We start from the raw sequence: 13,984 nt of genomic DNA, 5'->3' as shown, positions 1-13,984 counted from the left end.
AAGAATATTGCAGGAACTGTAGTCGGTACAGCTACCGCAGACGCTACAGGAAAATATTCAGTTACTCTAGATAAAGCTTATCTAAATGGTGAAAGTTTAAGTGCAACGGCTGCGGACAAAGCGGGTAATGCTACAGCGCCGAAAACCCTTGTTGCACCAGATACCACTGCACCTTCAAGTCTAACTGCAATTATAGATGCTGCAGGTAAAGTGGTTGCAGGTAAGACTGAAGTAGGTGCAAGAGTGACAGTAGAACAAGTAACTGCTGTTTATAAAGAAGTAACTGTTTTAGAAACCCAATCTGTTTTGAATGAGACAGTACAGTCAAATTATTTATCGAAAACATATTCTTTCGAAGTTACAGGTACAAATACACATGTTTCTTTAAATTTGAGCTCTTCGACTAATTCACTTTCTGGTAGTTATAGCTCAACTCTTTCTGGTGCGAGTTTAAATACAAGTCTAACTGGTAGTATCTCTCAAGCTGGAAACGGAAATTACAGTATTGATCTAGCACAAGGTTCAGTATTAGCATCTGGAACCTATACTTTGACAGTAAATTATTCTAGTTCAATGGTCCCTGTTATAAATGTAAATGTAACGCAAGAAGTGCCAAAAACTATTTTAGAAGTAGACCATTACGAAACAAAAGTTGTAGGCACAGCTAATGCAGATGAGGCAGGAAATTATTCTATTACTCTTGATAAAGCTTACTTAAATGGCGAAAGCTTAAGCGTAACGGCAGCAGATCAATCGGATAATAAAACTGAAGCGAAAGAGGTTATTGCATCAGATAGTACGCCACCAATTTTGCATCAACCAACTATTCAAGGTGGATGGGCTGAAGGGCAATCAGTACAAGGTACAACTGAAGCAAATGCCACAATAATTGTTAAAAATGCTGCAGGTGATGTAATCGGTTCGGCAATAGCTGATGCATCTGGGTATTACAATGTAATTTTGAATACGGTTTATGAAGATGGTGAACTATTAAAAGTAATTGCTGAGGATGCTAAAGGTAATGAAAGTTCAATTAATATAAATGCACCTGATACTACAGCACCTATTTTGGCTAATTTGTTTAATTACGATGTTAGTACAGATAAAATTATTTTTAATGCGCCAAGTGATAGTTATATTGTTGAACAAAAAATTGATGATGCTTGGGTTCAGGTAAATGTTGAGGAAAAATTCGATTGGTTAAATGTAGAATATAGGGTAACTGCTATAGATCAAGCTGGGAATAGTTCTCAACCACTAACCACTATAATTAATACTGTATCAGGAACTTACAAGCCAACAGACCCTACATTTACTCAAATTATTAAAGGATCTACAGGAAATGATTATCTTTATGGTGGCAATGGAGATGATACGTTAATTTCTAATGGGGGTTCTGATAGTTTATACGGTGGATCTGGGAACGATACATTGATTTATGGTGGTAATTCCCCGAATGTATATACAGGATTAATTGGCGAAGCAGGGAATGATACCTATATTGTAGATAAAGCATTATTAGGGTCGTTAAGTTATGTTCATATCTTAGATAATACAAATGAACAAAATACACTTTATTTAAAATCAGTTTCAGCTGATGAAATTATTTTAAAACAGGCTAGCGCGGATAGAGTTATTACGTTCAATGATTCAACTGCCACAATACATTTTGGTGAAGGACAATTATCGTCCATTGTATTTGATGATGGAACAGTCTGGGATAAGGCACAAATTGAGCAACATATTGTCAAAACTGTACTGGGTACAACTGGTAATGATGTAATTGAGGCAATTACAGCAGATCAAACTTATTCATATACTTTAAATTCAGGCACAGACACGTTAATTTTTAATATTCTTGATAATACAGATAATTTAGGCGGAAATGCTAAGAGTGAGTGGACTGATTTTAATCTCATAGAGAATGATAAAATTGATTTGTCTCAATTGCTTATTAATGAAAATGGAAATCTTCAAGATTATATTTCTGTAAAAGATACTGAGGCGGGGCTAATTATTTCAGTTGATAGAGATGGGGCTAGTCAATCTACGTATCATTCGCAAGAATTAATTTTGCTTACTGGTAAACATGATACCTTAGAGAACTTAATCGCTTCAAATACCTTTATTCATTAAGTTGTTTAATAATAGACTAAAAAAGAGACCAGTTAATGGTCTCTTTTTTTTAACCCCCAATAACCCGCTTCTCAAGCATCTCCATAAAGGTTTTTAAAATAATATTGTGGTTTTTGCCCTTGTGAGTAATTAAACAAATGGGGGTGCTATAATGCATTTTTTCTTTTGAAATAGCTTGCATAAAACCATCTTCAACCCATTTTTTTGCATAGTGGTCGGGTAAAAAACCTAAGAATTTCCCCGTTAAAATCAGAAATGCAATTCCTTCACGGTCACTTGCTGTCGCTTTACAGTCTAAAAGCTGGTGTAACTTTGCCGCTTCAGGTGTAATTGCATAATTAGGAAGTACAGCTTGCCATTTTTTTAATTCATCTAAATCCATCTTGCTACATTTGCCAAACAAAGGATGGTTTTTACCGCAATATAAAAATGAACTTTCGCTATATAAATCAAAATAGTCTAGGCCAGACAGCGGAGTCACAAGGGGAATTGCTCCCGCATGTAAACGGTTGTCTAGCACACGGCACTCAATATCTGAAAGGGTGCTCATGCTAATGTTAATGATCACTTCAGAATGTTCTTCAGCAAGTTGTGCCAGCGTATTGGTAATGTAGCCACTTGGCATGGTCACGAGGTTATTAATAATACCTATATTAAACTCGCCTTTTAGACGGTTGTGCATTTGATTGACTTTGGAGCGAAAGTCCTCGATAGAAGCGGTGAGCACTTCTATATATTCTAAAATTTCCCGTCCTTCATCAGTTAATGCAAACCCGGCGCGGCCACGTTGGCATAGCCGAATGCCTAAACGATTTTCTAAATCGCTCATATGCAAACTAATCGCAGAGCGGCTAATGCCAAGAATACTTTCGGCAGACGTAAAGCTGTGACAGTCACAAACCGTTTTAAATATTTTAAGTAATTTAATATCAAAATCAGTGACTTGATTTAATTTTTTAGGTTTCATTTAGTTTTGTTTTTTTAAATCTAAACTCAAGATAATTTGAATTTATCAAAACTATATCGCTCTGTACACTCAAAAAATAGCCTCAAAACAAGAAGAGTGATTATGTTTGATATCGACAAATTAACTGATGACGATGCAGCATCGGAAACCGTTCAATCAAATGCTCAGATGAGCTTAAATTATCAAGCGCATTGGATGCCATTTTCCGCAAATCGTAATTTCCATAAAGATCCGCGCATGATTGTCGGTGCTAAAGGGTCTTATTTAATCGATAGCACTGGCCGTGAAGTCTACGACTCATTATCAGGTCTGTGGACGTGTGGAGCTGGGCATACGCTTCCTGAAATTCAGCAGGCTGTAAGTACTCAGTTGTCAAAGCTGGATTACTCACCAGCATTTCAGTTTGGTCATCCATTGTCGTTTCAATTGGCTGAACGAATTATTCAACATATGCCTGAAAAATTGCAGCATGTGTTCTTTACCGACTCAGGTTCAGAATCTGCCGACACCGCAATTAAAATGGCGCGTGCCTATTGGCGAATTAAAGGCAAACCAAGCAAAACCAAGCTGATTGGGCGCGCACGTGGATACCATGGTGTAAATGTTGCGGGGACAAGTCTGGGTGGTATCGGTGGTAACCGAAAAATGTTTGGTCAGCTTATGGATGTAGACCATTTACCGCATACTTTGCAGCCCGATTTAAGTTTTACAAAAGGCTGTGCTGAAACAGGTGGGGTAGAGCTTGCCAATGAAATGCTTAAGTTAATTGAGCTACATGATGCTTCGAATATTGCTGCCGTTATTGTAGAGCCAGTGTCAGGTTCGGCAGGATGTATTGTACCGCCAAGAGGCTATTTACAACGTTTAAGAGAGATCTGTGATCAGCATGACATCTTATTGATTTTTGACGAAGTCATTACTGGTTTTGGGCGAATGGGAACTTGGACTGCTTCAGAATATTTTGACGTTACGCCAGATATTTTAAATTTTGCCAAACAAATTACCAACGGCGCTATTCCGTTGGGTGGCGTGGTGGCAAGCCATGAAATTTATGATGCCTTTATGCAGCAAAATTTACCAGAACATGCGGTTGAGTTTACCCATGGCTATACCTATTCGGCGCATCCTGTTGCCTGTGCTGCGGCTTTAGCGACGCTTGATGTTTTAGAAAACAAAAATTTAATTCATCAATCGGCTGATTTGGCTCCAAGCTTCGAAAAACTTTTACATGAATTAAAAGGCGCTCCAAATATTATTGATATACGCAACTGCGGGCTGATTGGTGCTGTGCAATTAGCTCCGCGTGATGGCGATGCCACGATTCGTGGTTTTGAAATTGGTATGCAACTTTGGAAAGCGGGTTTCTATGTCCGTTTTGGCGGAGATACGCTTCAGTTTGGTCCAATGTTTAATAGCACTGAAGCTGAGTTACAACGACTCATGAATGCCGTCGGTGAGGCAATTTATCAAGTGAAATAACACTGATCGATTTAAAACTTAATTGGACAAGATGAATAGACACAAGGAATAAAGATGAACACTTTAGAGAATTTTGATAGCAACACAGAAACAGATTCAAGTCAGCAAACCGTTAAAGTGGTAGGGCATTTTATTGATGGTGGACTTGTCACTAAAACTACCAAGAAACAACCTGTTTATAACCCAGCGACAGGTGAGAGTACAAAAGAAGTTGCACTTGCAGATGCCGAGTTGGTCAACCAAGTGGTTCAAATTGCAGAGCAGGCTTTTCCAGCATGGCGTGATACACCAGTGATTAAACGTGCGCGTGTGATGTTTAAATTTAAGCAATTACTCGAAGAAAATGCTGACAAGCTTTGCCAACTCATTGGTGAAGAACACGGAAAAATTTGCCATGATGCTAAAGGTGAATTACAACGTGGCATTGAAAATGTTGAGTATGCATGTGGTGCGCCTGAGTTTTTAAAAGGCGAATATTCAAAAAATGTGGGTCCAGATATTGATTCGTGGAGTGAGTTCCAGCCGCTAGGTGTGGTTGCAGGTATTACGCCTTTTAACTTTCCTGCAATGGTTCCGTTGTGGATGTTCCCGATGGCGATAGTTTGCGGTAACTGTTTTATTTTAAAACCTTCGGAAAAAGCGCCTTCGGCTGCTTTATTTCTAGCGGAGCTTTTAAAACAAGCAGGCTTACCTGATGGTGTTTTTAGCGTTGTAAATGGCGATAAAGAGGCGGTTGATACGTTGCTACATCATCCTAAAATTCAAGCGGTTAGCTTTGTTGGTTCAACGCCTATTGCAGAGTACATATACCGTACGGCAACGGCGAGTGGTAAGCGCTGCCAAGCTTTAGGCGGAGCAAAAAATCATGCGATTATTATGCCTGATGCCGATATTGATAATGTCGTGACTTCTTTGTTAGGTGCAGCATTTGGCTCATCTGGCGAACGTTGTATGGCGTTATCAGTCGCAGTTGCTATTGGCGATGAAGTTGCCGACGTTGTGATCGAAAAATTAAAACAAGAAATGAAGCAATTGAAGTTTGGGCACTATGCAGATGAGCGTAATGACTTCGGACCGCTCATTACGCAAGCACATAAAGACAAAGTACAAGCTTTTATTCAAAGTGCAGAGCAACAAGGTGCTAAAATTGTTGTAGATGGTCGTGATGCAAAACCGGCTGGTTATGAAAATGGTTTTTTTGTTGGGCCGACTTTAATTGACCAAGTTTCGCCAGACATGACAAGTTATCAGCAAGAAATATTTGGCCCTGTTTTACAAGTCATTCGTGTACAAACCATGCAAGATGCAATGCAACTCATTAATGACCATGAATATGGTAATGGAACGTGTATTTACACTCGTGACGGTGAGGCTGCACGTTATTTTACCAGCAATATTCAAGTTGGTATGGTTGGGGTCAATGTGCCATTACCTGTACCAGTTGCATATCATAGCTTTGGTGGTTGGAAGCGTTCATTGTTTGGTGATTTATATGCATATGGCCCAGATGGTGTGCGTTTTTATACACGCCGTAAAACCATTACCCAACGTTGGCCTTCAACGCAGGTCCGTGAAGCCAAACAATTTGCTATGCCTACATTAAATTAATCAATAAAAGGGAAAACTCTGATTTTCCCTTTTTTGTTTCGTACAAGTTGGAGAAGTACATTTTTAAGACGGTTTTAAAATCAGTTTGTCAATTTGAAGGAATCGAATATGAACAATGATAAAACAATAAAATTAAGTGAAGGACTTTCTAATCGACATGTCACCATGATTAGTATTGGTGGCGTTATTGGTGCAGGTTTATTTGTAGGCTCTTCTGCGGCAATTGCTAAAGCAGGGCCTGCTGCCGTACTCGCTTATATAATTACAAGTATTTTAGTTTTTCTGGTTATGCGCATGCTGGGTGAAATGGCGGTCGCACAACCCGATACAGGTTCATTTTCTACATATGCCCGTAAAGCAATTGGTCCTTGGGCAGGGTTTACCATTGGATGGCTATATTGGTGGTTTTGGGTACTGGTGATTCCAATTGAAGCCATTGCTGGAGCTGAAATTTTACATGCTTGGTTTCCACAAATTTCCAGTGCTGTTTATGCGTTTGCCTTTATTATTTTACTTAGTCTAGCTAACTTTTTTAGTACCAAAAGCTTTGGTGAATTTGAGTTTTGGTTTGCACTTATTAAAGTCATTGCGATTGTAGTATTTATTATCATTGGAGCAATGGCTGTCTTTGGGATGTGGCCTTTAGCAACAAATGTCAGTGGGGTTGGCAACCTATTTTCAAATGGTGGTTTTATGCCACACGGAATGGGCGGTGTTTTATCAGCAATTTTAATCTCAGCATTTTCATTTTTTGGAATAGAAATTCTTTCTATTGCAGCGGCAGAATCTAAAAATCCAGAAGAAAAAATTAAACGTGCAACGAATTTAGTACTTTATCGAATTATTTTATTCTTTGTTGTTTCGATTTTTCTTGCAGTTGCTTTGGTCGATTGGCGTTCGCCAGACTTACAGAAGTTCGGAACCTTTCAGTTTGTATTAATGAGTCTGAATGTACCTGAGACTAAACTGATTATGGACGCCGTCGTTTTTATTGCGGTTGCAAGCTGTATGAATGCTGCAGTTTATACCTCATCTCGAATGTTATTTGCTTTAGGTACACGCCACGAAGCACCGAGTGTTGTGACAAAAATTAATAGAGCAGGTGTGCCGACTTCAGCCGTATTTTTATCGACTTTGGTTGGCGTGATTTGCTGTGCCGTGAATTATATGTTTCCAGGCCAAGTCTTTGGATTCTTGCTATCCACCACAGGCTCAATTGCTTTACTGGTCTACCTAGTAATCGCATTTTCTCAACTACGGTTAAGACATAAATTGGAAAAAGAGGGCGCAGCTATATCTTTTAAAATGTGGCTGTTCCCTTGGTTAACGTGGTTTGTGATTTTAGTGATTATGACGGTTTTAGGTTATATGTTCTTATCACCTACCTATAGTTATGAAACTACTTTATCTTTAGGCGTCACTTTATTGGTGGTCATTTGCGGGTTGTTTGTCACGCGAAAGCGTAAAGCAACCAGATCGGTTGCCATGAATTTAGATTAATTAAAAAAAGAGTTTATAAAGACTTTGTGTAGTGAAATTTTATTCATCTATGCAAAGTCTTTTTGTTTTTATTAGATTTTTAATAGTGCCTGTTTAAATTCTCTATTCAGAGAAAAGTTCAAAACATACTCTTCTCAACCATTGGTTGCTTGGTGTTTGGTGAACTCGTGCATGCCAATGCTGCTTTACGCTATAAGTCGGAAAATGATAAGGCGGTTCTAAAACTTTTAAACCACCTCTGACTAAAAGCACTTGACTTAAATAATGAGGAATAGTCGCAATTGCGTCGGTGTCTTGAACAACCAAGCCTACCCCTAAATAGCTTGGCAAACGAACCAGAATATTTCGGTTTACTCCCAATTTTTGTAGCTCATGCTCCAGCACGTAGTGCCCACCCGTTGCAAAAATATCGACATGTAGCTCTTGGCGAAACTCTTGGTCTGAAAGCGTTGTGCCTGTAAGCCTCGGGTGTTCTTTACTGGCAATACAAATATAACGTTGCTGGAAAAGTGTTTGCTGATAAAAACCTGCTTCGAGCTGAGGTAAAAAACCAATGGCTAAATCAATATCGCCATTTGACATCATGATTGGTGTATTGGCATCAATGGGGACAATTTCCAAGCGAATGTTAGGCGCATGGGCACGTAAATAATTGATCAGTTTAGGTAATAAAACCAGATGGCTAATATCAGTCATGCTGATTTTAAATTGATAATTTGAAGTCAGTGGATCGAATTCAATATTGTAGTTTTGAACCAGTTTTAGTCGGTTCAGAATTTCTACAACCAGCGGATATATTTGTTTAGATAACTCAGTAGGTTGCATCTTATTTTCAATACGGACAAAAAGTGGGTCCTGAAAATGCTCACGTAATTTATTTAACGCAATACTTAAAGTCGGTTGGCCAATTTCAAGCTGTTCGGCAGCTTTAGACACACTACTATGTTTATAAATTTCAAAGAAAATTTGTAAAAGCCGAGTATCAAGATCAAACACTTTAATTTCCTTGTATTGATTTTATCAATACAGACTATTGTTTTTTGTGCATGGATTCAACAATTTTCGATTGTTACATTGATGATCAAGGAAGAATAGGTCTTAAAAGTACAAAGCATTCTTGTACAAATTGGCCTTAAATAGAGGATCTGAAATGGAACAGTTAGCAACGTTAGATGACTTACCAAAACGTTATCTTGGTCAACTTGAAGAATCAAATTTAGTCCCTTTATGGCCAAGTTTACGCAATGTATTACCTCCGCATAAACCGATGCCGCAAACCATAGCAACCGCTTGGTATTTTCAGAATATTAAACCTTTATTGCTCGAAGCAGGTGAGTTAACACCAATTGAAAAAGCTGAACGCCGTGTATTGGTTTTAGCAAATCCCGGACATGGTCTGGAAAATATGAAAGCCAGTTCGGTCATGTATCTTGGCATGCAGCTTTTATTGCCAAAAGAGTGGGCACCATCACATCGACATACCCCAAATGCAGTGCGCCTGATTGTTGAAGGTGAAGGGGCTTATACGACGGTTGAAGGTCAAAAATGCATGATGGAGCATGGAGATTTAATCCTTACGCCATCAGGGCTTTGGCATGAACATGGACATGATGGCGATGAGCCTGTCATCTGGTTAGATGTACTGGATTTACCTTTGGTTTATTACATGGAAGCTTCTTATGTGCAACCAGGTGAAATCCAAAAAGTGACCAGTGCCGGAAATGCTCATCATTATGGAACGGGCATTGTACCAACAGCACATTTTACCCGTGAAAATGCCTCGTATCCGATCATGCGCTACTCTTGGAAAGAAACCAAAAAAGTTTTGCATGCACTTGCTGATGATAAAAACCATCAAGCTCCAATTCAGGTGACTTACATCAACCCTGAAACTGGTGATGACTGCCAAAATATTATTGGTTACTCCGCTTTAATGCTCAGACCAAATGAAACTTTACAGCTCCAACCGCGCTCTACTGCCCAAATTTTTCATGTGATTGACGGTCAGCTCCAAGTCAAAATTGATCAGAAAGATTTCAATTTAAATAAAGCTGATACGGCATGTGCGCCATGTTTTTCTTATATTGATTTAATCAATACCTCAGATCAACCATGTTATTTGTTTATCGCAGATGAAGCACCCTTACAACGGAAACTGGGTTTGTACTCTGTGCGTGAGCGCCAGTAAATAGAATATTTTATAAGGATATAAATCATGTCAAATACTCAACAACCGATATTAATTGCTGGTGGCGGCATTGGCGGATTTGCAGCTGCACTCGCTTTGGCAAAACAAGGCTTTAAGGTACAGGTTTTTGAACAAGCCCCTGAAATTGGTGAGATCGGTGCAGGAATTCAACTAGGGCCAAACGCATTTCATGCTTTTGATGCGCTAGGAATTGGTGAAATTGCTCGCAGTAAAGCGGTCTATACCGACTATATGGTCATGCATGATGCGATTGATGAATATCAGGTTGGCAAAATTCCAACTGATGAAAAATTCCGTGAACGTTTTGGTAACCCATATGCGGTGATTCACCGTGCCGATATTCATGGTTCATTGGTCGAAGGTGCAAAACAATACGGCAACTTGGAAATTATCACTAATTGTCATATTCAAAAAGTTGAGCAAGATGATGTTGGCGTAACGATTACCGATCAAAACGGTACGCAATATCATGGTCAGGCACTTATCGGTGCTGATGGGGTTAAATCTGTTGTGCGGGACACCTATGTAGGTGACCCAGCATTGGTTACAGGTCATGTGGTTTACCGTGCTGTAGTACCTGAAAGCGAGTTTCCTGAAGACTTGAAATGGAATGCAGCCAGTATTTGGGTCGGACCAAATTGTCACCTTGTGCATTATCCACTACGCGGCGGAAAGGAATATAACGTTGTGGTGACGTTCCATAGTCGTGAGCAAGAACAGTGGGGTGTAACCGACGGCTCTAAAGAAGAAGTGCTGTCTTATTTTCAAGGAATTTGCCCGAAAGCTCGTCAATTGATTGAGTTACCTAAAAGTTGGCGCCGCTGGGCAACCGCAGACCGTGAACCTATTGAAACATGGACTTTTGGCCGTGTGACATTACTTGGCGATGCAGCACATCCAACCACGCAATATATGGCGCAAGGTGCATGTATGGCGATGGAAGACGCCGTAACTTTAGGTGAAGCGTTACGTGTTACTGACCATGACATTTTAAAAGCTTTTGATATTTACCAAAAAGCACGTGTGGCACGTACAGCACGTATTGTTTTGTCTTCACGTGAAATGGGCAAAATTTACCATGCCAAAGGTGTACAACGCTTGGTTCGAAACGATTTGTGGCGTGGACGTCCTACTGAACGTTTTTATGATGCAATGGAATGGTTATATGGCTGGAATGTCAATAACTGCCTTGATGCAGTGAAAAATTATCAAGGAAATGTAGCATGAAACTCTATAGCTTTTTCCGTAGCGGTACATCGCATCGAACTCGCATTGTGTTGAACCTAAAGGGTTTGGCTTACGAAGCAACTTATATCTCGCTCGCTAAAAATGAACACCATCAAGCTGCTTTTAAAGCCTTAAATCCGCAAGGGTTTGTACCAGTACTTGAAACTGAATCAGGAAACTTGTTGCAAAGTCCAGCCATTATCGAATGGCTAGAAGAACAATATCCCGAACCAGCTTTATTGCCTACAGATGCATTGGGTCGTGAAAAAGTCCGCGCCATTGCTGCTTTAGTTGGGTGTGACATTCACCCCTTAAACAACAAACGTGTTCTTGAATATTTACGCCAGAACTTAGGGCTGGATGAGGCACAAATCAATGCATGGTGTGCTAAGTGGATTCAGGATGGGTTTACGGCTTTGGAGCATATTTTGGAACAAGACCAGAATCGCGAAAAGTTCTGCTATGGCAAGCAACCGACCATTGCAGATGCTTATTTAGTTCCACAAGTCGTTTCTGCCGAGCGTTTTAAAGTCGATTTATCGGCTTATCCAAACATTAATGAAATTTATCAACATTGCATGACCTTAGAAGCATTTCAAAAAGCAGCACCTGAACAGCAGGCTGACGCATTTTGAGTCGTGATTAACTTAATAGAAGGAATTTAACATGTCATTTATTTTTGAACCAATGACCACTGCTGGTCTATTTATTCACGGCTCAGAGCATAAATTTCCAGTACGCCGTGTGTATTGTGTCGGACGTAACTATGCTGCTCATGCACGTGAAATGGGTTTTGATCCAGACCGTGAACCACCATTTTTCTTTTGTAAGCCAAATGATCTTGAGTCGATTGTTCCGGTAAATACAGATGCGGTTGATATTCCATATCCATCTGAAACTTCAAATTTTCATTATGAAATTGAGTTGGTTGTTGCAATTGGTAAAGATGCCAAAAATGTATCGGTTGAGGATGCAGTGAACTATATCTACGGCTATGCCGTCGGTTTAGATATGACACGCCGTGACTTACAGATGGCAATGCGTGAAAAAGGTCGCCCATGGGAAATCGGTAAGGCTTTTGATTTTTCTGCACCAGTTGGCCCAATTCATCCGATTACTCAAACAGGTGAAATCAATAGTGCCGATATTCATTTAACGGTAAATGGTAAAACCGAACAGCACAGCGATGTCAGTCACCTAATTTGGTCTGTGGCTGAAACGATTGCCAATTTGTCTACTCTATTTGAATTAAAAGCAGGTGATTTGATTTTTACAGGAACTCCAGAAGGTGTGGGTGCTGTAGTGAAAGGTGATGTTATGTGTGCAGACATTACTGGACTGACTGGAATTACGGTGAATGTGAAATAAATCAAATTGATCTGATTTATTGAAATAGGTGCTCAACCTAAATAAAAAATACAGTTGGGCACCTTTGCTAAGGATTGCATATACGCCAATGTATTGGCGAAAGGAGCTCTCATGTCTCAAAATTCTATAGACGTACAAAGTTTCATTGATGAAATACCGCTATCGTCTTTGCAAAAATTAATCATGTGGTTGTGTTTTTTGATTGTTGCGATTGATGGTTTCGATACCGCAGCAGTTGGGTTTATTGCACCTGCTTTAAAGGCAGAATGGGGGTTGCAAGCAACTGATTTGGCACCTTTATTTGGCGCTGGCTTATTTGGATTGATGGCAGGTGCACTCATTTTCGGACCGTTATCCGATAAATTAGGCCGTAAACCGATTTTGATTGGTTCGGTGATTATGTTTGGAATTGCCAGTGTTTTTGCCTCTTTTTCAGCAGATTTACAAACCCTAATTATTTGGAGATTTCTCACTGGTTTGGGTTTAGGTGGGGCTTTACCCAATGCAATTACTTTAACCTCTGAATATGCGCCTACATCTCGTCGCTCTAATTTAGTGACCATGATGTTTTGTGGCTTTACAGTGGGTTCTGCTCTTGGTGGTATTTTTTCGGCTCAACTACTTCCTCATATTGGTTGGCACGGTATTTTGCTCATTGGGGGCGTATTGCCTTTAGCGACTGTACCTTTCTTATATTTTTTATTACCTGAGTCTATTCGATTTTTAGTGCTTAAAAAGAAAGGCACCGAGAAAATTGAAAAGATTATTCACCGTATCGCACCGCATTTAAATAGCACTCCTACGTTGGTTCCAACAGTCAATGAAGTCGAAAAATCAAGCTTGAAAGATTTGTTTAATAAAGGCTTTGCTTTAGGCACCTTTTTGATTTGGTTTACCTTTTTTATGAGCCTTCTCATTATTTATATGATTTCAAGTTGGATGCCTACTTTATTGACCAATGAAGGCTTCAATTTATCCAATGCATCATGGCTGACTTCAATTTTCCAAATAGGTGGAACCATTGGTGCGATTGTCTTAGGCCTACTAATGGATAAGATGGATGCAACCAAAATTTTAAGTACAGCTTATGTTTTTGGTGGTTTTTTCCTGATTTGTTTAGGGTTCGGAATTGAACAGGCAAATACGGCTTTATTGATGTTTGCCATGTTTGGGGTAGGTGCTGGAATTAGTGGTTCGCAAGTAGGAGCCAATGCTTTTGCATCTAGTTTTTATCCAACACATTGCCGTGCAACAGGGGTAAGTTGGGCCAATGCAGTAGGGCGCTCAGGGTCGATTGTAGGATCAATTATGGGCGGCTGGTTAATGTCATTAAATCTCTCCAGTTTTGAAATTTTAAGTATTTTAGCGATACCTGCATTTTGTGCCGCGGTTTCGTTGTTACTCATTAAACGTTTAAAGAAAAATCGGTCTCAAGTTTTAGTCGCTTCGAATTGAGTTAACGCGATTCCACTGAACAAATATATGTCTGT

The 13,984-nt window shown here is 39.6% G+C and carries 11 protein-coding genes; 9 read left to right on the top strand and 2 right to left on the bottom strand.

Features of this window, described 5'->3' with window-relative positions; all coding sequences use genetic code 11:
• A partial coding sequence (locus tag F886_RS20370) for an Ig-like domain-containing protein (RefSeq protein ID WP_005305596.1) occupies window positions 1–2,136 on the top strand: 2,136 nt, incomplete at its 5' end.
• Window positions 2,137–2,185: 49 nt separating this feature from the next.
• On the opposite strand, the gene F886_RS12140 is transcribed toward F886_RS20370, so the two are convergent.
• The gene (locus F886_RS12140; protein WP_005305593.1) at window positions 2,186–3,103 is read right to left on the bottom strand and encodes a LysR family transcriptional regulator; all 918 of its coding nucleotides are present in this window, start codon (window positions 3,101–3,103) and stop codon (window positions 2,186–2,188) included.
• Between the two features lie 96 nt (window positions 3,104–3,199).
• Here F886_RS12140 and F886_RS12135 point away from each other — a divergent pair, with 96 nt between their 5' ends.
• From F886_RS12135 to F886_RS12125, 3 genes are all read left to right on the top strand, one after another.
• Window positions 3,200–4,582: an omega-aminotransferase AptA gene (locus F886_RS12135; protein ID WP_085942783.1), complete on the top strand. Its 1,383-nt coding sequence runs from the start codon at window positions 3,200–3,202 to the stop codon at window positions 4,580–4,582.
• Window positions 4,583–4,636: 54 nt separating this feature from the next.
• Window positions 4,637–6,190 carry a CoA-acylating methylmalonate-semialdehyde dehydrogenase gene (locus F886_RS12130; protein WP_005305588.1) on the top strand — a complete coding sequence of 518 codons (1,554 nt, stop codon included), beginning with the start codon at window positions 4,637–4,639 and terminating at the stop codon, window positions 6,188–6,190.
• 108 nt (window positions 6,191–6,298) lie between these two features.
• Complete coding sequence (locus F886_RS12125) at window positions 6,299–7,690, top strand: amino acid permease (protein ID WP_005305585.1); 1,392 nt, start codon at window positions 6,299–6,301, stop codon at window positions 7,688–7,690.
• A 102-nt stretch (window positions 7,691–7,792) separates the two neighbouring features.
• On the opposite strand, the gene F886_RS12120 is transcribed toward F886_RS12125, so the two are convergent.
• Window positions 7,793–8,686 (bottom strand): LysR family transcriptional regulator, encoded by an 894-nt coding sequence (locus tag F886_RS12120; RefSeq protein ID WP_005305581.1) that lies wholly within the window; start codon window positions 8,684–8,686, stop codon window positions 7,793–7,795.
• 154 nt (window positions 8,687–8,840) lie between these two features.
• Between F886_RS12120 and F886_RS12115 the strand changes: the two genes are divergently transcribed.
• From F886_RS12115 to F886_RS12095, 5 genes are all read left to right on the top strand, one after another.
• Complete coding sequence (locus F886_RS12115) at window positions 8,841–9,878, top strand: cupin domain-containing protein (protein WP_005305579.1); 1,038 nt, start codon at window positions 8,841–8,843, stop codon at window positions 9,876–9,878.
• A 27-nt stretch (window positions 9,879–9,905) separates the two neighbouring features.
• Window positions 9,906–11,126: a 3-hydroxybenzoate 6-monooxygenase gene (locus F886_RS12110; RefSeq protein ID WP_005305577.1), complete on the top strand. Its 1,221-nt coding sequence runs from the start codon at window positions 9,906–9,908 to the stop codon at window positions 11,124–11,126.
• Window positions 11,123–11,761: a maleylacetoacetate isomerase gene (gene maiA, locus F886_RS12105; protein ID WP_005305574.1), complete on the top strand. Its 639-nt coding sequence runs from the start codon at window positions 11,123–11,125 to the stop codon at window positions 11,759–11,761. Before F886_RS12110 ends, maiA begins: the two co-directional genes overlap by 4 nt.
• 31 nt (window positions 11,762–11,792) lie before the next feature.
• Entirely contained in the window at window positions 11,793–12,494 is a 702-nt protein-coding gene (locus F886_RS12100; RefSeq protein ID WP_005305571.1) for a fumarylacetoacetate hydrolase family protein, read from the top strand.
• Window positions 12,495–12,605: 111 nt separating this feature from the next.
• A complete protein-coding gene (locus F886_RS12095; protein WP_005305569.1) occupies window positions 12,606–13,949 on the top strand; it encodes an MFS transporter in 1,344 nt (447 codons plus the stop codon).
• The last annotated feature ends 35 nt before the right edge of the window (window positions 13,950–13,984 follow it).

The sequence above is a fragment of the Acinetobacter sp. NIPH 542 genome (assembly GCF_000369825.1).
GTDB lineage: Bacteria > Pseudomonadota > Gammaproteobacteria > Pseudomonadales > Moraxellaceae > Acinetobacter > Acinetobacter oleivorans.
Note: the sequence above shows the minus strand (reverse complement) of the source record. Positions and strands in the feature narration are given on the sequence as shown.